This window comes from Polaribacter dokdonensis (assembly GCF_024362345.1).
Lineage (GTDB): Bacteria > Bacteroidota > Bacteroidia > Flavobacteriales > Flavobacteriaceae > Polaribacter > Polaribacter dokdonensis.
The window spans coordinates 1,922,604-1,942,989 of record NZ_CP101505.1 but is presented as its reverse complement, the minus strand read 5'-3'; the positions used below and the strand labels follow the sequence as shown (position 1 = coordinate 1,942,989).

The following is a 20,386-nucleotide window of genomic DNA, read 5'->3' as shown; positions in this document are numbered from 1 at the left end:
GCAAAAAAAGCATAAAAGTTATTTATGCTTTTTTTTATGTTTAGTTTTTAGATTATTTTTTGAGTAAGAGTTTATTTGTATTAATTAAAACAAATACTAATAAAGCTGGTAAAACCCAACCTAAGCTATATTCTGCAAGAGGAATTATACTTTTTATGCCAGTTAAGTTTTCTTTAGGAATTATAAAGCCTAAAAAATCTGGAATACTAAATATAAATGTTACCAAAATAACTGCTCTAAAAACTAATTTAGAAGCATATTTTTCTGGCACAATATTTAGCAGAATAAGCATAATTGTAATTGGGTATAAAAACATTAACGCTGGCACTGCAAGTGTAATAATAAAATCTACCTGATAACTACCCACAAAAACACCTATTAAAGAAGCAATTACAGCAGTAATTAAATATGCTTTTTGAGAGTTATTACAAATACCTTTAACATAATCTGCAGAACCTGTTACAATACCTACAGCAGTTGTAAAACAAGCTAAAGCTACTAAAACACTTAGAAAAGTGGTTCCTAAATTACCTAAAGTTTGTACGCTTAAACTGGTTAAAATTTCTGTTCTAGAAGCTTCTTCAGTAAAAGTGATTGCAAATAAAGATCCACTTAAAATAAGGCCACCATAAATTAACAAGAGCCCTGTACCTGCTATAAAACCAGCTTTACGAATTAATTTTCTTTTTGCATCGAAAGTGGTATGTAAACTATAATTTAGAGATATAATAATTACAGCACCTACAACAACCCCTCCAATAGCATCAAAAGTTTGATAGCCTTCTAGTAAACCATCTACAAAAGGTGTAGAAAAAGTGGAAGGAGTTATATTTCCTGGCGATGTAAAAATAGCAATACCAATAATAATGAGTAAAATAAAAACAATAATTGGTGTTAAGAATTTACCTATTAAACCAATTACCCTAGATCTATTTATTGCAAAAATAAACACAAATACAAAGTAAATAATACTGGTTAGTAATGTAGAGGTTTCAAAGAAGGGTTGCACTGTCATTTCATGGGTAACAGCAGCTGTTCTAGGGGATGGAATTGCAATTGCAATACTGTAAATTAGAAAACAGTAAACTGTACTAAATATAGGAGAAACCTTTTTACCAAAATCATACAAAGTACCTTGTAATTTAGCATGTGCAAAAATGGCTAAAATTGGTATAGTTACTGCTGTTGTAACAAAGCCCAAAACAACTATCCACCAATCTAAACCTGCTTTGGCTCCTAAAGTTGGTGGTAAAATTAAATTTCCTGCTCCAAAAAAAAGTGAAAAGAGTGCAAAACCAGCAATCCAGATTTCTTTTGTTTTGTTCATATTTTGGTTGATTTGGAACTGGAAATATACATATTTTTGTGTGATGCAAAAATCGATCACTTTTAAAAAAATAAACATTTCATTTACTGATGAAGGTAAAGGAACAGTTATTGTTTTGATTCATGGTTTTTTAGAAAACAAAACCATGTGGAAAAATATTACACCAGTTTTAACTAAAAAAAATAGAGTAATTGCTATAGATCTATTGGGCCATGGAAAAACAGATTGTTTGGGCTATGTGCATAGTTTAACCTTATTTTCAGAAGCTATAGAAGCCGTTTTAAAACATCTAAAATTAAGACGATTTTATATTATTGGCCATTCTTTAGGAGGTTATGTCGCTTTAAAATTAGCAGATAGACACCCTCTTAAAATTAAAGGTTTATGTTTATTAAATTCAACCTCTAATGAGGATGATGATGACAGAAAAGTATTAAGAAAACGTGCTAATAAAATGGTACAGCATAATTTTGAAAACTTAGTTCGTATGTCTTTTGTGAATTTATTTACAGAGGATAGCAGAAATAAATATAAAAACGAAATAAATATAGCATTAGCAGAGGCCTTAAAAACACCAGTTCAGGGTTATATAGCTGCAAATGATGGCATGCGTTTGCGAGAAAACCAAAATCATGTTTTGGCGAATAACAGTTTTAAAAAATTAATAATTGCTGGTAAAAAAGATCCTGTATTAGATTTTAGCAAATCTTTAAAAGAAGCTATTCTAACGAATTCAGAAATTAAGTTGTTGATTAATGGACACATGAGTCATATAGAAGATTCTCAAGAATTATTAGAACTTCTAAAAGAATTTGTTAAATAAATGTTATTTTTGGTAAAAAAAATTGTTGTTCAATCCTATTTTACTCAAATAATGGATTTTTATCGAAAAAGCTTTGAACTTATTGTTGAAAATCAATATGATTTAGAGGAAAAATTAACTCAGTATTTTGAACTGTATAACTTCAAAATAAACAGAGAAAGTAGTAATACTTATACCTTCTTTAAAAAATTATCTTTACTAGATGGTTGGAAAATGAATCCTTTAGATTGGGGTTCTAGAATTACTATTATTCAAGACTCAGATACGCTTGTAATAACTTATTATGTGTCTGGTAATTCGCAAATTACACCTATTGCTTTTGAGAAATTATTTTCTGAATTTATTAATAATTTAAACTTATTTATAAATGGTAATCAGAATTTTACGCAAAGTAATGCACTAGAAATTGCGCTAGCAAGGCAAAAACTTGCCAAGTATTACTTAAAGATTTTATTAGGTATTACTTTTGGTTTTATTATTGGCTTCATAATCGAAAATTTAACAAGTTTTCAATACTTAAAAACTATTTGTGTTTTTTTGAGTTTTTATGGCACAATAAAACTATTGAATCATAATATTATCATAAACAAAACAGTATCAGATTAACACTCTCTTATATATTCTTTGATAGCATTTTTTTAGTATTTTTAAGCTTCAAAATCTTGAAGATCTAAAAAATAAATTTTATCAAAATTTTACATGCAGAATCAAAAATACAATCTATTTAAAGAGGTATTTGAGACTTATAAAGAATATGATGGCACTATTGTAGCAGATCATATTCAAAAATTGAGAGAGTTAGATGCTTATTTACCTCCAATGCAATCTTTTTTTATAGTTACAAATACATCCAAACAGACTTATGAGTTTGTAAGTAAAAATTTTGAACATACCTTAGGTTTAAGTGCAGAAAAAATGACAACTGAAGGTATAAAATATTGGTTCTCTCATTTTAATCCAGAAAATTTGCCTGTATTCTTATCTATGTTAGAAGAATTGATGAATTTTACAATGACAAAAGTTAAAAAGAAAGAAAGACCTAGATTAAGTTATACTTGGAATATATGTGTGAAAAACAGTAATAATGATTATGTAAATATTGTAGAGCACCAAACACCTATTTATTTTGATAATCAAGGAAAACCAATTATTGGTATTACTCATTGTAGTGTAATTGATGAGAAGGTTAAAAAACCTATTATTGCTAGCATCAAAATTTTAAATGATAATAATGAGTATGAAACATTGTTTTATAAAAATTATTCTCAACTACTTTTATCTGCTTCAGTAACCTCTAGAGAACAAGATATTATTAGACTTCTTTCTTTAAATAATTCTAGTAAAGAAATAGCAAAAAAACTATCTATAAGTATTCATACTGTAAATACACACAGAAAAAATATTTTAAATAAGCTAAAGCTAAAGAGTTCTTCAGAATTAGTTACTTATTTTTTAAACAATCAACTTTATTAAAATTAAACAATTAGCATATAAAAATACCTAAAAGTGGGTATTTTAATTACTTTATTAAACATCTAAATTTGAATTTTTAATATCAAATCTTAGCATGAAAATAAGTTGTAAGTATTTAGCTCTTTTTTTTTTAATTTTTTTAAACGGTTGTGGAAGTAGTAGTGATGATGAAATTTTAGATCCAATTGATGAGGTAATTGCAAAAATTACTTCAAATAAATTAAACTTGAATGACACAGAAATTGCAACTATAATTGTATCAGATTTTACCTTAGATCAAGAACTTTACAATGCTACTTTTGGAAATTTTGATATAGTGTTAAAAAAGAAAGCTAATAATAAATTAAATTTTTTGGTTCCTCCAAACATGGAGTCAGGTTCATACCAATTGGAAGTCGATTTCTCTTCTAATAGTTTAGAATTTAATGTAACAAAAACAATATTACAAGATACTCCAGAAAATACAATTGTAAGTTTTGCAGGAAGTTTCGAAACAGATATAGAGAATACTATTGCTTTATTTAGCCAAGGAAACATTCCACCACAATTACTGTCAGCAAAAGATGATATTCAAAAAGCAATTTCTGAATTAAACAGTTTAGGTGATGAAGATAAAATTATTGCAGCAAAATTTATTAAAAATAATTCTTTAGAGATTAATGAACTTGAGTCATTACTTTCTCAACAAGATATTTTATACTCACCAAAATCTCAAAGTAAATTATGTAATACTCCACAATGTTACTTTGCTTATGGAGCTAAAGTATTTATAGCTGTAACTTTACTTGAAGCAGGAGGTACAATTGCAGTTATTGGAGCAATAATTGTTGGAGTAGACGCAATAGTTAGTTTAATAAGAGGTAAACAAAGTATTTTAGTAAGTAAAGCAAAAAAAGTTGCAGAAGAAGCTTTAAATATTACTTTATTTTGGAGAGATAAGTTGTTAGATGTTGTATTTGATAAAGCAAATAATTCAATTTTCAACAAATCAAAAAATCAGAACGATAATGAAATTGAAAATAAAACTGAAGTAACGTTTAAAATAAAACCTAGTAAAAGAACTTTAGATGCTGAAGATGCAAATTCATCTGAAGATTTTGTTAATGATTTTGTAGCTGCATATTTGTCTCTAAAAAATTTCTGGAATGAAAACTTTGCCAATAGTTTAGGAGCTTTTCCAGATTTTAATGATAATGAAGAACAAACTTTTGCAGATGAATTATCACAATTTAGTATAGCAATAGCTACAAACTCCGACAATGTTGAAGTTTCTGATATATCTGGAAATGTAGAAGAATTTTCAGCAACTTTTACCAACAAAACAGATTTAAAGCAAGATTTTTCTCTAGATGTAATATTTGCAGAAACAAATGTTGAAGCAAAAACAAGTATAGATTTAATCATTGGCTTTGATGAATCTTCATTAGAAAAAATCTCTGGAGATAATCAAAATGCAATTCAAGATGAAACTTTAGAAGAACCTATCATTGTTAAAGTTACAGATGAAGATGGTTCTGGACTTGTTGATGTAGAGGTCTTTTTTACAATCATAGAGGGTGAAGGAACTCTAAGTGCTAGTTCAATTAAAACAAACTCAGAAGGATTTGCGGAAGTAGATTGGACTTTAGGAAATAACACTAATAATCAAAAACTAGAAGCTGCAGTAAAAAATAGTGTAGGAGATGATATTGAGGGTTCACCTCTAATATTTACAGCAACTGCTAAAGAATTAGAACTGTCTTTAGAAAAAGTTTCTGGCGATAATCAAAATGGTGATGAAAATGAGGTCTTAGAAAACCCTTTGGTTGTTAGGTTAGTAAATAATGATGGAAACCCAATTAGTAGTAGAACTGTAGATTTTTCAATTACGTCTGGAGATGGATCTTTAAGTAGTTCTTCTGCAACAACAAATAATAATGGTTTAGCACAAGTTAATTGGACACTGGGTGCAAGTACAAATACACAAACTGTTGAAGTAAGTGCTAAATACGATGATGGAACAGTAATTGAAAATGCACCATTAGTGTTTAGTGCAAATATCAATTTTAATTTATTAGGAATATGGATAATTCCAGATATTGATGGTACAGAAATAGATAAGTTTGGAGAAGAATGTAATGGGCAGTTTAATAAAATTATTAGATATTTAAGTTCTAAAATTACTTTTAATAGTAATTCTGGTTTTGTATTAGAAACTAATGAAATAACAGAATATCCAAATTCAGTATGCACATCTAATGGATGGAATTTAGGTGCAGAAAGTGTTAAGGTTGAAACGTCAACAGATCCTTTTGATTGGAATTTAAATGGTACAACATTAACACTTATTTTTGATAATGGCACTGACCCTTATCCTTTTACACTCGAAATAATTGATATGAATAACATAAAATTAATTTCAATTGATGATCCAGGTGATGATGATGTAATTTTACAAAGACAATAATTTTAATTTACTGAATTCCAACCCTGAGCCTTTAACTCAATTTCTTGATTTGCTCTTGTAATAAGTTGCAATCCTTGATTTTCTGCTGTAATATGACCAACAATAGAAAAGTTCGGGTTGCCTTTTATTTTGTCAAAATCTGAGATTGGTACCGTAAATAAAAGTTCGTAATCTTCACCACCACTTAAAGCAACCATAGTAGAATCTAACTCAAACTCCTCGCAGGCAGAAATTACTTGTGGATCTAAAGGCAATTTGTCTTCATAAATTTTACAGCCCACTTTACTTTGAGTACAAATGTGAAAAAGCTCTGAAGATAAACCATCAGAAATGTCAATCATAGCAGTTGGTTTTACTTCTAGTTCTTTTAAAATTCCAGCCACATCTTTGCGTGCTTCAGGTTTTAATTGGCGTTCAATTAAATAAGTATAATTATCTAAATCTGGTTGATTATTAGGGTCTACTTGAAAAACTTGTTTTTCTCTTTCTAGAACTTGTAATCCTAAATAGGCAGCACCTAAATCTCCAGAAACAACTATTAAATCTGTTTCTTTAGCTGTATTTCTATACACAACATCTTCTTTATTGGCTTTACCAATTGCTGTTACCGAAATTAAAATTCCTTTGGTAGATGATGTTGTATCACCACCAATTAAATCAATTTTATATGTATCACAAGCTAACTGAATACCTGCATATAACTCTTCAATTGCTTCTAATGGAAACCTGTTAGAAACAGCAATAGAAACTGTTATTTGTTCTGCAGTTCCGTTCATTGCATATACATCAGATAAATTTACCATCACAGATTTATAGCCTAAATGCTTTAAGGGCATATAGCTCAAATCAAAATGAACACCTTCAATTAGTAAATCTGTAGTAACTAGAGTTTGCTGTTCTGAAGCTTCTAAAACAGCAGCATCATCACCAACTGCTTTTACTGTAGTTGCCTGATTTACTTTAAAGTATTTTGTAATATGATTTATTAAACCAAACTCACCAAGTTCAGCCAATGACGTTTTATTCTGATTTTTATCTTCTAGCATGCTGCAAAGATAGGTACATTCTTAAAATTGATGGAATTACTTTAACAGAGATTTTAATTTCGTTTCAATTATAAATTCTATTTTTGGTATAATAATTGTGCAATAACAACTTATTACTTATCGTTTTATATGCACTATTGCTACCAACTTAAAATCTTGTTATGTTTAAAAAAGCGCTGTTTTTACTAATTCTTATTTCTTTTAGTTGTTCTGATGATTATTTAGGACCATCTAATCCAGATCCAGATCCAATAGTAGATGTAGTAGATCCTACAAATGATGACATTACTAAATGTGAAAATGGAATGGCAGGCGATTTTCCTTGCAATGGTTATGATTTATTAGCAAGAATTTCTTTAAACGATTTAGATTTATCTAATACAGCAAATAGTAACTTAAGTGGTAATGATTCTTGGGGTTGGACAGATGCAACAACAAACAAAGAATACGCATTAATGGGCTTAAATTCTGGAGTTTCATTTATAGATATTAGTGAGCCAACAACGCCAGTTGTTTTAGGTTTTTTACCAACAGCAACTGTAAATAGCGACTGGAGAGATGTAAAAGTTTACAACAATCATGCATTTGTGGTAAGTGAAGCTTCTAATCATGGAATGCAGGTTTTCGATTTAACCAAATTAAGAGATGTTGCAAATCCGCCAGTTGTTTTTGATGCAGATGCAACATATACCAATTTTGGAAGTGCACACAATATTGTAATTAATGAAAGTGAAGGCTATGCTTATCCTGTTGGTACAAGTAGAAGTGGAACTTATCAAGGAGGTCCATTATTCATTAATATTCAAGATCCATTAAACCCTGTAGACGAAGGTGGTTTTCTTAACTATTCTCATGATGCACAAGTAGTAACCTATAATGGTCCAGATACAGAGCATGTAGGTAAAGAGATTTTAATTGGTAGTAATGAAACAGAAGTGGTAATTGTAGATGTTTCTGATAAAAGGAATCCAAGAAGATTATCAGCCATAAGTTATACCAATGTAGAGTATACACATCAAGGTTGGTTTACAGAAGACATGAGTTATTTTCTTTTAGGAGATGAGTTAGATGAACTTAGAAATGGAGGCTTTACAAGAACTGTTGTTTTCGATTTTATAGACTTAGATAACCCAAAATTACATTTCGAATATCAAGGAACTACAGCAGCTATAGATCATAATGGTTATGTTAAAGGTGATACATTTTACCTGGCAAATTATACAGCAGGTGTTAGAATGATAGATATTTCTGATATAGCAAATAAAACAATGACTGAAACTGGTTTTTTTGATACAAGACCAAGTAGTAATCTAGCTTCTTTTAATGGAGTTTGGAATGTGTATCCTTATTTTGAAAGCGGTGTAATTGTAGTTAGTGATATTGAAAACGGATTGTTTTTAATTAAAAAATCAGAATAAATACTGAATGAAAAAAATCTGCTACTTAGCAACTCTTTTTCTTTTTTTTCAATGTTCAGATCCAGAAATTAGAGAAGGTTTTTCTTCAATAAGTGTAACCAAAGAAGTCACTGCACAAACTTTTGGAGGCTCTAAAAATGATGTTTATCAATCTGTAGTACCCACTTTAGATGGTGGTTATGCAGTTTTAGGTTACACACAAAGTAACGATTTCGATATCTCAGATAAAACCAATGAAAGTTTCGATTTTTTGTTGATGAAATTCTCATCAGATCACGTTTTGCTTTGGAGTAAAACTTATGGTGGTTCAGATGATGACAGAGCAGCAGATTTAATTGCTACCAAAGATGGTGGTTTTGCGCTCTTTGGTTTTAGTAAAAGTTCTGATTTTGATGTGGATGAAAATGCAGGAGCTCAAGATTTTTGGATGATTAAAACCACATTTGATGGTACAATTTCGTGGGAAAAAACTTTTGGATTTTCAGGAGCAGATTCAGGTAATTCACTTATTCAAACTGCAGATGAAGGCTTTTTAATTACAGGTGTTTTAGATGTAACAGCATCAAATGGTCAAGGTAATTCTAAGACTACAGAAAAACATGCAGGTGGAGATGTTTGGGTAATTAAATTGAATAATAATGGAGATTTAGTTTGGAGCAGATATTTTGGTGGCTCTTTTACAGACACACCTTTTGGAGTCATAGAAACTAATGATAACAATTATATAATTGCAGCCTCTTCAGATAGCGAAGATTTTAACATTAGCAACAATAAAGGAACTTATGACTTTTGGCTTTTTAAAGTTTCTTCTAATGGAGATTTGGTTTGGGAGCAAAGTTTTGGCGGTTCTGAAATTGATGAACCTAGAGGAATTACAAGTACAAATGATGGTAACTTTATAGTGGTTGGTGATACTAGAAGCACAGATAAAGACGTATCTACCAATAATGGAGGTGCAGATTTATGGATGATAAAAATTACAACTGAAGGTAATTTACTCTGGCAAAAAACTTTAGGAGGTTCTAGTTTCGATGTTGCAAGATCTATTTCTAAAACACAAGATGGTGGTTTTGTAATCTCAGGGAATTCAAGAAGTTTAGATGAAGGTTTTATCAATAAAGGTCAAAATGATGGTTGGGTTTTAAAAGTAGATAATAATGGCTCTTTGCTTTGGCAGCAGTTTATTGGTGGTGCAGAAAACGAATTATTATTCGATGCTGTAGAACTTGCAAATCAGCATGTTGTTGCTGTAGGAGAAAGTAGTAGCTCAGATGCAGATATCCCTGAAAATAAAGGTTTTTCAGACGGATTAATCATAAATATTAAATAACCCTATGAAAAAAATAAAATACACTTTACTCATTTTTTGTTTGGCCTTTTTAGGCTGCTCTGAAGATAATGATGTAAATATAGAAACCGTAAATATTACCTTAAAATTTACTCAGAATTGGGATGGAACAGCAATTTCTGCATCAGATTTTAATCAATTTAATTTTACCAATGAAAATGGCGATTTAATAAGCATAGAAAGATTAAGATATGTAGTTTCAAATGTGGTAATTGGTGGAGTAGAAAAAGAATATCAACTTATAAACATTGGCGAAAACATAGGTTCAGAAATTAGTTTAGAGGGTATTACTAAAGGATCAAAATCATTGAGTTTTACATTTGGTTTTAGAGATGAAGACAATTTAGATGGAGTGTATGCAGATTTAAATTCGACTTCTTTTAATGTGCCAGAAATGCTAGGTGGTGGTTATCATTACATGCAGTTTGATGGTAAATATAAAGACGTTAATAATGCAGATGCAAACTTTAATTATCATGCAATTAGAGCTGCAGATATTACAGATCCAGACAATGTAATTTTACAAGACACTTCTTTTGAAGTTGATTTAGGTGATATTGAAATTACAGAAAACGCAACTATCGAAATTAAAATGAATATTGCAGAATGGTTTAAAAATCCTAATACTTGGAATTTAAATGAATTAAACACTGTTCTAATGCCAAATTTCGACGCTCAAATTCTAATGAACGCAAATGGTCAATCTGTATTTTCATTAGGTGAAATTACTAGCAATTAATATTTTTGATAAGATGAAATATTTAGGTTTATGCATATTTTTTTTATTTTTCTTGATGAGTTGCTCATCTAAAGAAGATGATGTGTATATTCCTGTTGCCTATAATTTAGAAATACCTGAATTATTTGCAGATAAATTGATAGCTCCAATTATACCTGCAGATAATCCTCTTACAGAAGAGGGTGTAGCTTTAGGAAAAAAACTATTTTCAGATCGAATTTTATCTGGAAATCAAACACAATCTTGTGCACATTGCCATAAATTACAAGAAGCGTTTTCTGATAGTTCACAATTTAGCGAAGGTGCAGATGGTAGTTTAGGCTCAAGAAATTCGATGCCCTTATTTAATTTAGCTTGGAATTTTGATGAACGTTTTGCTTGGGATGGAAAAGAATTTGGACTAGAAAATCAGGTTATTGAACCTATTGTAAATCCCATAGAAATGCATGGGGATTTAAAAGAAATCACCAAAAGATTAAATGAACATGATCGTTATCCAGATTTGTTTCAACTTGCATTTGGTACTTCAGAAATTAGTGGAGATTTAGTAGCAAAAGCAGTGGCTCAATTTATGAGAACTATTATTTCTGCAAATTCTAAATTCGATAAATATTTATTGGGTGAAGCAAGTTTAACAGTATCCGAAGAAAATGGATTTAACGTTTTTATGAGCGAAGAAAAAGGAGATTGTTTTCATTGTCATGGAAGTAACAATAATCCACTTTGGACAGACAACCAATTTCATAACAATGGGTTAGATGAATCCTTTACAGATTTAGGTTTAGGAGCCATTTCTGGAGATCCTGCAGATAATGGTAAATTTAGATCTCCATCTTTAAGAAACCTAACATTTACAGCACCATATATGCATGATGGTCGTTTTTCTACCTTAGAAGAGGTCATCAATCATTACTCAGAAGGATTACAATTCTCAGAAACCATAGATCCACTAATGAAGAAAGTAAATGATGGTGGAGTAGGTTTAAGCGATCAAGACAAAGCCGATTTAAAAGCTTTTTTATTAACACTTACAGATGAAGAATTTATCAATAATCCTGCTTTCAAAAACTAATCAATAAAACCAATCATAACATTAGGTTTCATAATGAAAGTTTGTGTTTTTTCTGCGACTTATGTCGTATATTTGCAGACAATTTAGATTTAATCTATTTAAAATTATGATAAAAGTTTCAGACACAGCAAAGAGAAAAGTCATTGAATTGATGACAGATGATGGCTTTGACTCTACAAAAGATTTTGTGAGAGTTGGGGTAAAGAGTGGAGGTTGTTCAGGCTTATCTTATGATTTAACTTTCGATAATAGCCAACAAGAAAACGATAAGGTTTTTGAAGAGAATGATGTAAAAATCGTTGTCGATAAAAAGAGCTTTTTATATTTAGTAGGAACCACTCTAGAATATTCTGGAGGTTTAAATGGTAAAGGCTTTGTGTTTAATAATCCAAACGCAAATAGAACTTGTGGTTGTGGAGAATCATTTTCACTTTAAAATTAGACAATCATGTCAAAGTATACAGAAGAAGATTTAGAACAAGAATTAAAAACCAAGGAGTATGAGTATGGTTTTTATACAGATATAGAAAGTGAAACGTTTGCCAAAGGTTTAAATGAAGATGTTGTTCGTGCAATTTCTAAAAAGAAAAACGAACCAGAATGGATGACTGAATGGAGACTTGAAGCATTTAGAGTTTGGGAAAAAATGACAGAGCCAGATTGGGCAAATGTTAAATATCCTAAACCAGATTTTCAAGAAATTGCTTACTATTCTGCACCTAAAAAGAAACCTAAATTAAATTCTTTAGATGAGGTAGATCCAGATTTATTAGAGACTTTTAAGAAATTAGGTATTTCTTTAGATGAGCAAAAAAAGCTAGCCAATGTTGCAGTAGATATTGTTATGGACTCTGTTTCTGTAGCAACAACTTTTAAGAAAACACTAGGTGAAAAAGGTATTATTTTTATGCCAATTTCAGAAGCTATTCAAGAACATCCAGAATTGGTAAAAAAATATTTAGGTACAGTTGTGCCAACATCAGATAACTTTTATGCGGCACTTAATTCAGCTGTTTTCTCTGATGGATCTTTTTGTTACATACCAAAGGGTGTTAAATGTCCAATGGAATTATCAACTTACTTTAGAATAAATGAAGGAGGTACAGGTCAGTTCGAAAGAACTTTAGTAGTTGCAGATAAAGGTAGTTATGTTTCTTATTTAGAAGGCTGTACAGCTCCTCAAAGAGATGAAAATCAACTACATGCAGCAGTTGTAGAATTAATTGCTATGGATGATGCAGAAATTAAATATTCTACTGTTCAGAACTGGTTTCCAGGAGATGAAAATGGAAAAGGTGGGGTTTTTAACTTTGTAACTAAAAGAGGTTTATGTGAAACAAACGCAAAGATTTCTTGGACACAAGTAGAAACAGGTTCTGCAGTAACTTGGAAATATCCTTCTTGTATTTTAAAAGGTAATAATTCAGTGGGAGAGTTTTACTCAATAGCAGTTACCAATCACTTTCAGCAAGCAGATACTGGTACAAAAATGATACACTTAGGTAAAAACACCAAGTCTACTATTATTTCTAAAGGAATTTCAGCTGGTCAATCTCAAAATTCATATAGAGGTTTAGTACAAATAAATTCTAGGGCAGAAAATGCACGTAATTTTTCACAATGTGATTCTCTTTTAATGGGGAATGCTTGTGGTGCACACACTTTTCCTTACATAGAAGCAAAGAATAAATCAGCACAAATAGAGCATGAGGCTACAACTAGTAAAATTGGTGAAGATCAATTGTTCTATTGTAATCAAAGAGGTATAGATACAGAAAAAGCAATTGCATTAATTGTAAATGGTTTTAGTAAAGAAGTACTTAACAAACTACCTATGGAGTTTGCTGTAGAAGCTCAGAAATTATTAGAAATTTCTTTAGAAGGTTCTGTAGGATAACAGTAAAAAATCAACGTAAACCAAATTAATGAAAAACCTATTCTATTTACTAGTAGCACTTAGTATTGTAAGTTGCAAAAATGCTGAAAAGAAAGAAGCACAATCACCTGTTGTTCCAGAAGTAAAATTATATCAATTAAAAGGAGGTTCAATTTTGGTGAAAAAGCTAGAGGTTTTTTCTCAAGATACAACCTATACAGGTCAGCAAAAACAATTTACAGACAGCTATTATGTAATCTCACATCCAAAAGGAAATTTAATGTGGGATGCAGGTTTACCTGAACAATTGGTAGTGCCTGAACCTTATGATGAGCCAAGTGGAGTATATAGAATACAAAGACAAGATTCATTAAAAAATCAGTTAAAGTCAATAGGTTTTAAAGTAGAAGATTTCAATTATTTTGCAATGTCTCACTCGCATTTTGATCATTCAGGTCATGCAAGTTATATGGAAGATGCAACATTATTAATTCAGAATGATGAGTTTAATGTTACACTTGGAGATACTGTAAAAGTGAAAAATGAAGCTTTTAAGAACCTATCTAAAGTGCAAAAATTATATGGAGATTATGATGTTTTTGCAGATGGTACAGTAATTATAAAAGCAATGCCTGGTCATACAATTGGGCATCAAGTATTATTGGTTAATGTTACTGGTTTAGAAAAGCCAATATTATTAACTGGAGATTTGTATCATTTTGAAGAAAATAGAACATATAAAAGAGTACCATCATTTAATTATAATGCACCACAAACTATAAAAAGTATGGAGGCATTTGAAGAATTTGCAGAAGAAGAAAATGCAGAAGTAATTATACAGCATTCTCCAAAAGATTACGAAAAATTAGAAAAATTATTAAATAGCATAGAGCCAAAAGCTTAAAACTAAAGAGTAGAAAACATGTTAAAAATTAACAATTTACACGCAGCAATAGATGAAAAATCTATCTTAAAAGGATTAAACCTAGAAGTAAAAGCTGGTGAAGTTCATGCAATTATGGGGCCTAATGGTGCAGGTAAAAGTACTTTAGCAAACATTGTTGCAGGTAAAGAAGATTATGAAGTTACTAATGGTAGTATAGAATTAAATGGCGAAGACATTAGTGAGTTAGCTCCTGAAGAAAGAGCACATAATGGGGTATTTCTATCTTTCCAATATCCTGTAGAAATTCCTGGTGTTTCTGTAACAAACTTTATTAAAACAGCCATTAACGAAACAAGAAAAGCAAAAGGCTTAGAAGATATGCCTGCTAAAGATATGCTTAAGAAAATTCGTGAAAAGTCTGAGTTGTTAGAAATTGATCGTAAGTTTTTATCTCGTTCTTTAAACGAAGGTTTTTCTGGTGGTGAGAAAAAACGTAACGAGATTTTTCAAATGGCAATGTTAGAGCCAAAATTAGCTATCTTAGATGAAACTGATTCAGGTTTAGATATTGATGCTTTAAGAATTGTTGCTAATGGTGTAAATAAATTAAAGTCTAAAGACAATGCAGTAATTGTAATTACACATTACCAAAGACTTTTAGATTACATAGTTCCAGATTTTGTACACGTTTTACACGATGGTAAAATTGTAAAAACAGGTGATGCATCTCTTGCTTTAGAATTAGAAGCAAAAGGGTATGATTGGATTAAAAAGGAACTAGTTTAAATTCAATAGCTATTTTTAATAGCCTTTGTAATTTTAACTTTCAAACAATATAAAATGGAATTAAAAGATAAATTACTTTCTTCTTATGTAGCTTTTGAAGATAATGTAGATATGAATTCAGCAGTTCATGACATACGTTCTAAAGCCTTAGAAAACTTTGATAAGCTAGGTTTCCCAACCAAAAAGTTGGAAGCTTGGAAATACACATCTTTAAACTCACTTTTAAAAAACGACTATAGTATTTTTCCTGACAGAGAAAAAGCTGTAGAATTAGCAGATGTTAAAAAGTATTTCATTCATGATATAGACACTTACAAAGTTGTGTTTATAGATGGTAAATACAGCTCTTTTTTATCTGCCACAACTCACGAAAATTTTGATGTTTGCTTAATGTCTTCTGCATTAAACAAACCAAAATACAAATCTGTTATAGAAACGTATTTTAATAAAGTTGCAAAGCAAGATAATTTAACAAGTTTAAATACAGCTTTTGCATCAGAAGGTGCTTATATACATATTCCTAGAAATATAGAAGTTCAAAAGCCAATTCAGATAATTAATTTTACTACTGGTTCTGAACCAGCAACAATGATTCAGCCAAGAAATTTAATTGTAGTTGAAGAAAATTCGCATGTACAAATTATAGAACGTCATCAAAGTTTAACTTCTAATGCAGTTCTTTCTAATGTTGTAACCGAAGTTTTTGCAGCTAAAAGTGCAACTGTAGATTATTATAAGATTCAGAATGATAATACAAATGCATCTTTGGTAGACAATACTTATGTAGATCAAAAATCGAATAGTGTAGTTTCTGTACATACATTTTCTTTTGGAGGTAACATCACCAGAAATAATTTAAATTTTTATCAAAATGGAGAACATATAGATTCCATTTTAAAAGGAATTACAATTATTGAAGGGAAACAACATGTAGATCATCATACTTTAGTGCATCATATAGAGCCTAATTGTGAATCGCATCAAGATTATAAGGGTATTTATGATGAACGTTCTACAGGAGTTTTTAATGGTAAAGTAATTGTAGAAAAAGAGGCTCAGAAAACCAATGCTTATCAGCAAAACAACAATGTTTTAGTAAGTGATAAAGCAACCATAAATGCAAAGCCTCAGTTAGAAATTTTTGCTGATGATGTAAAGTGTTCTCATGGTTGTACAATTGGTCAGTTAGATGATGATGCCTTATTTTACATGCAACAAAGAGGAATTCCTAAAAAAGAGGGTAGAGGTTTATTAATGTTTGCGTTTGCAAATACAGTTTTAGAAAGTGTAAAAATTCCTGAAGTAAAATCAAGAATAACAAAGCTTATTGCCAATAAACTAAATGTAAATATTGGTTTTGATTTGTAGGTAAGCGTTAATCATAATTTCGATTGCGTTATTTTGAATTTATTTTATTTGCTAAATTCGTAACTTACATTAAACAACCAAATTATGAACAAGACAATCAAAACAGTATTACTAATTGTAGGTGTAATCTTATTAGCTTACGGAATTTATACAATGGTAATACCAGAAACTAAAGTAGCTATTGGCGATGTTAGCTTGGTAGAAGCACAAGACAATACTAACTCTTTTATTATAATAGGTTTAGGAATAGTAGCAGTTGTCTTAAGCTTAGTAAAGGGTAAAAGTTAAAAACTTAAATTATATAATATAAAACCACTCATTTATTGAGTGGTTTTTTTTTGCAATTATTGCTTATCTTTGGTTTATGATAAAATTAAAGCACTTATTCTCTGTTATTTGCCTTCTATTTGTGGTGAGTATTTTTGGTCAAGAAAGAAAAATGTATGTAGATAATTTTGCAAACATATTGGGTACATACCATTTAGAGCAAGAACTTTTTGAGTTTGTAGAGGCTAATGACATAGATGAACTTATTTTATATGATTTGCATAAAGTACATAAACGATTTCCTTTAGGAGATGCATCTCAAAATCAAATATTGGCAGATTTTATCTGTAAAGCAAAGAAACATTATGGTGTTACAAGTGTAAGTGCGTCTGGTGAAACAGGAGACTTTTTTATAAAAGCTATTCACCCATATAATAAATCTAGAGAAATTGAATTAGAACGTTTTGATATTTATAATATTGAGTATGAATATTGGAATAAAGAAGAGTCTTTAGATAATGGTTATTATTGTGAAACTTACTTAAAGAATGAGCAGTTAAAGTGCAATAGAGAAAATTCTTTCGGTTATTTTATTAGTTCTTTAAAGACTATGAAAGAGCTCGCTAAAAAAGATAATTTAGACATTAAAACTGAAGCTTATGTTGGTAAATATACAAGAGATGAGGTAGATGAAATTAGTTCTCATGTAGATAAGCTTTTAATACATGATTATGTTAGAGACCCAAAGTACAGTTATATGTATGTAAAAGATAGACTGAATCATTTAGATGCCATACATTCTCACATAGAAGTATCTATCTTATTTTCTCATGAGAATAACTTTATGGGAAAATGGTTAAGAAACCATAAATTTCAGGAGGCAGAAGAAACTTTCCATGCAGAATTAGAAAAAAATGATGTAAAAATAGCTGAACACCTAAATTTTACAGGTTTTACCTATTATAACTACAGTTGGTTTAAGAGAAATAAAAAGTTAGATTAATTATTTACCTACTGTAAACGGGTTTAGAATAACGAATTCAGTTCGTCTATTCTGTAAGTGCTTTTCTTCTGAACATGTTACTCCATTAGTACATTCGTTGATGATATCTTCTTCTCCAAAACCGATTCCAAAAATTCTATTTTTGGCAATTCCTTTGTCTAAAATCCAGTTTACTGTTGCTTTTGCTCTTCTGTCTGAAAGGCGTAGGTTAAAATTATCATTTCCTCTACTATCTGAATGTGCTCTAATTTGAACAATAATTTCAGGATATTTATTCATTAAATCTACCACCATTTGTAATTCTTTAGCAGAAGTTTCTTTAATGGTAGCTTTAGCTAAATCAAAATAAATAGGAGGTATGTTTAACATTACTTGATCTCTTACTGTAATAAAATGATCATTTTTAATAGGTTCTAATTCTAAATCAACTTCTATAAAATTTGCTTTTGATGTACTAACTTCTTTAAATGTTTGATGAAAATTCTCTTTAGAAGCCTCTAGTTTATAATTTAGCTCACAATCTAGGTTAAACGTAAATCTTCCTTGCATATCTGTAATTACAGCTGCTAATTCTTTGTTGTTATAGTATAATTTAACTTCTGCTTTAGCTATGCTATTGTTGTTTTTACTATTTAAAACAATACCTTTTATGGTTTCTTTACATTCAAAAAACGGAGCAGTAATTTCTGTTATTGCATAAATATCATCATCTCCTTTACCACCTTCTCTATTAGAAGAAAAATAGCCAGTATTTTTACCTTTCTGTTTTACAAGCGCAAAATCATCTTTATTACTGTTGATAGGAAAACCTAGGTTTTGTGGCTTATAATAATCACCTTGTTTATTTAATTTAGTTGCATAAATATCTAAACCACCTTTGCCTGAAGTATATCCATTAGAAGAAAAATAAAGCATATTATTATCATCTACAAAAGGAAACATTTCTTTCTTAGACGTGTTTACAGAAGTTCCTAAATTTTTAGGTTCACCATAAGAACCATCTCCTTTAATATCTACTACATAAATATCTGTTTCTCCATAAGAATCTGGTCTGTCTGAAATAAAATAAAGTTTGGTATTGTCTGCATTTAAAATTGGGTGTCCAGAGCTAAATTCATCGCTATTAAAAGGCAATCTTTCTACAGCCACCCATTTACCTTCTTCATTAATGGTAGCTTTGTAAATCTGTATTAAATTTACGCCTTCTTCGTTGGTTCTATACTCTTTATGAAAGTAGTTGTTTCTATCAAAATAAACGGTTTTTAAATCGTTAGAGAATGTTAAATTAGATTCATGGTATTTTGTATCTAATTGATGACCAAATTTGGTTGGATTTACAATTTCTCCATCAGCAGAAATAGTTCCTTGATATAATCTTAGAAAAGGTTCGTGGTTTCCAGACCAAACTCGCTTCATAAAAACAGATTTTCTTGCAGAAGCAAAAACGGCTGTTGTATCATTATAAAAACTAACACCAAAATCTTGGTATTTTTTGTTAATGGCTAAATTTTTGATGGTATAATTCTCTTCTTGAGCAAATAGACTTAAGGTTAAGAAAAGAAATGGTAGTAGAATTTTTTTCATAATTTAAGTTTAAAAGAATCTTGGGCTTTTTAAATTTCTTCTGTTAAAATCGATAAGAAGCATTAACTCATGAGACCCAAAGTTGAAGTTTCCAAAGTTTCCAACACTTTGATCATAAGAGTATCCTATTCTCATATCTTCATTTAACAAAAAGCCAATTACACCAGAAAATGATTTATTAAATCTATATGATAAACCAAACTCAAACTTCTCTTGCCAAAGTAAATTGGCAGAAATGTCTACAGATAAAGGGGCGTTTTTAACACCTCTAATCATAGTAGAAGGTTTTAGTTTTAGGTCTTCGTAAATATCAAACACATACCCAGAGGTTATAAAATAATGCATCTCTTCTGATGCAGTTGAAACAACTCCTGCAGATTTTTCTAAGTACCTTGTTTTTAATAGGTTTGGAATTGAGAATCCTGCATAAAATTTATCAGTATAAAAGTAGGCACCTGTTCCAAAATTTGGTGCAGTTCTATCTATAGGCACATTTAATGGATCGTTATTATTGTTAGCTGTTAACGTATTTACTTGCAAAGAGGTAACCCCTGCTTTTAAACCTAAAGCTAGCCTGCTGTTTTCTGATGTAACTATGGTGAAAGAGAAATCTCCAAAAATATTAGTTTCTCTAACTGGCCCAACTCTATCTGCAATAACAGAAAGTCCTAAACCAACATTTTTACCAACAGGTGAGTGTGCTGCTAAAGTTAATGTTCTTGGGCTGCCTTCTATACCTACCCATTGAGATCTACCTAAAATACCTACACTTAACACACCTTTAGACCCAGCATAAGCAGGGTTTATAACATTCATGTTATAATTGTATTGCGTATAAAGTGGGTCTTGCTGACCATGAATTGATAGTGTAATCAATAAAAGAGTACAACTAATTATATATTTAATGCTTTTCATATGCTTTAA

Annotated in this window: 19 protein-coding genes; 15 read left to right on the top strand and 4 right to left on the bottom strand. The window is 30.2% G+C overall.

What is annotated here, in order from left to right:
* Positions 1-52: 52 nt before the first annotated feature.
* Complete coding sequence (gene brnQ, locus LPB302_RS08555) at positions 53-1,327, bottom strand: branched-chain amino acid transport system II carrier protein (RefSeq protein ID WP_053973940.1); 1,275 nt, start codon at positions 1,325-1,327, stop codon at positions 53-55.
* A gap of 43 nt (positions 1,328-1,370) precedes the next feature.
* Here brnQ and LPB302_RS08550 point away from each other — a divergent pair, with 43 nt between their 5' ends.
* From LPB302_RS08550 to LPB302_RS08535, 4 genes are all read left to right on the top strand, one after another.
* Positions 1,371-2,150 (top strand): alpha/beta fold hydrolase, encoded by a 780-nt coding sequence (locus LPB302_RS08550; protein WP_053973941.1) that lies wholly within the window; start codon positions 1,371-1,373, stop codon positions 2,148-2,150.
* Between the two features lie 51 nt (positions 2,151-2,201).
* Entirely contained in the window at positions 2,202-2,756 is a 555-nt protein-coding gene (locus LPB302_RS08545; protein WP_143032680.1) for a hypothetical protein, read from the top strand.
* 93 nt (positions 2,757-2,849) lie between these two features.
* Complete coding sequence (locus LPB302_RS08540) at positions 2,850-3,623, top strand: response regulator transcription factor (RefSeq protein WP_053973943.1); 774 nt, start codon at positions 2,850-2,852, stop codon at positions 3,621-3,623.
* Between the two features lie 94 nt (positions 3,624-3,717).
* On the top strand, positions 3,718-6,069 hold the full coding sequence (locus LPB302_RS08535) for an Ig-like domain-containing protein (protein ID WP_053973944.1): 2,352 nt from the start codon (positions 3,718-3,720) through the stop codon (positions 6,067-6,069).
* Between the two features lie 2 nt (positions 6,070-6,071).
* On the opposite strand, the gene thiL is transcribed toward LPB302_RS08535, so the two are convergent.
* A complete protein-coding gene (gene thiL, locus LPB302_RS08530; protein ID WP_053973945.1) occupies positions 6,072-7,115 on the bottom strand; it encodes a thiamine-phosphate kinase in 1,044 nt (347 codons plus the stop codon).
* Between the two features lie 161 nt (positions 7,116-7,276).
* Here thiL and LPB302_RS08525 point away from each other — a divergent pair, with 161 nt between their 5' ends.
* From LPB302_RS08525 to LPB302_RS08475, 11 genes are all read left to right on the top strand, one after another.
* A complete protein-coding gene (locus tag LPB302_RS08525; protein ID WP_053973946.1) occupies positions 7,277-8,533 on the top strand; it encodes a choice-of-anchor B family protein in 1,257 nt (418 codons plus the stop codon).
* 7 nt (positions 8,534-8,540) lie between these two features.
* Positions 8,541-9,863, top strand: a complete 1,323-nt coding sequence (locus tag LPB302_RS08520) for a hypothetical protein (protein WP_053973947.1) — start codon at positions 8,541-8,543, stop codon at positions 9,861-9,863.
* 4 nt (positions 9,864-9,867) lie between these two features.
* Positions 9,868-10,620, top strand: a complete 753-nt coding sequence (locus tag LPB302_RS08515; protein ID WP_053973948.1) for an MbnP family protein — start codon at positions 9,868-9,870, stop codon at positions 10,618-10,620.
* Between the two features lie 55 nt (positions 10,621-10,675).
* A complete protein-coding gene (locus tag LPB302_RS08510) occupies positions 10,676-11,692 on the top strand; it encodes a cytochrome-c peroxidase (RefSeq protein ID WP_053973949.1) in 1,017 nt (338 codons plus the stop codon).
* A 106-nt stretch (positions 11,693-11,798) separates the two neighbouring features.
* Positions 11,799-12,128: a HesB/IscA family protein gene (locus LPB302_RS08505; protein WP_053973950.1), complete on the top strand. Its 330-nt coding sequence runs from the start codon at positions 11,799-11,801 to the stop codon at positions 12,126-12,128.
* A 12-nt stretch (positions 12,129-12,140) separates the two neighbouring features.
* Complete coding sequence (gene sufB / locus LPB302_RS08500) at positions 12,141-13,589, top strand: Fe-S cluster assembly protein SufB (protein WP_053973951.1); 1,449 nt, start codon at positions 12,141-12,143, stop codon at positions 13,587-13,589.
* A gap of 28 nt (positions 13,590-13,617) precedes the next feature.
* Positions 13,618-14,472, top strand: a complete 855-nt coding sequence (locus LPB302_RS08495; RefSeq protein ID WP_053973952.1) for an N-acyl homoserine lactonase family protein — start codon at positions 13,618-13,620, stop codon at positions 14,470-14,472.
* Positions 14,473-14,490: 18 nt separating this feature from the next.
* Positions 14,491-15,240, top strand: coding sequence for a Fe-S cluster assembly ATPase SufC (gene sufC / locus LPB302_RS08490; RefSeq protein WP_053973953.1), 750 nt, complete (start codon positions 14,491-14,493; stop codon positions 15,238-15,240).
* Positions 15,241-15,294: 54 nt separating this feature from the next.
* Positions 15,295-16,608, top strand: a complete 1,314-nt coding sequence (gene sufD, locus LPB302_RS08485; RefSeq protein WP_053973954.1) for a Fe-S cluster assembly protein SufD — start codon at positions 15,295-15,297, stop codon at positions 16,606-16,608.
* An 84-nt stretch (positions 16,609-16,692) separates the two neighbouring features.
* Positions 16,693-16,896: a hypothetical protein gene (locus tag LPB302_RS08480; RefSeq protein ID WP_053973955.1), complete on the top strand. Its 204-nt coding sequence runs from the start codon at positions 16,693-16,695 to the stop codon at positions 16,894-16,896.
* A gap of 76 nt (positions 16,897-16,972) precedes the next feature.
* The gene (locus tag LPB302_RS08475; protein WP_053973956.1) at positions 16,973-17,878 is read left to right on the top strand and encodes a hypothetical protein; all 906 of its coding nucleotides are present in this window, start codon (positions 16,973-16,975) and stop codon (positions 17,876-17,878) included.
* Here the strand turns inward: LPB302_RS08475 and LPB302_RS08470 are convergent, their stop codons facing one another.
* Together LPB302_RS08470 and LPB302_RS08465 are read right to left on the bottom strand one after the other, a co-directional pair.
* Positions 17,879-19,462, bottom strand: a complete 1,584-nt coding sequence (locus LPB302_RS08470; protein WP_053973957.1) for an OmpA family protein — start codon at positions 19,460-19,462, stop codon at positions 17,879-17,881.
* A 9-nt stretch (positions 19,463-19,471) separates the two neighbouring features.
* On the bottom strand, positions 19,472-20,377 hold the full coding sequence (locus LPB302_RS08465) for a PorP/SprF family type IX secretion system membrane protein (RefSeq protein ID WP_074613505.1): 906 nt from the start codon (positions 20,375-20,377) through the stop codon (positions 19,472-19,474).
* Positions 20,378-20,386: the final 9 nt, after the last annotated feature.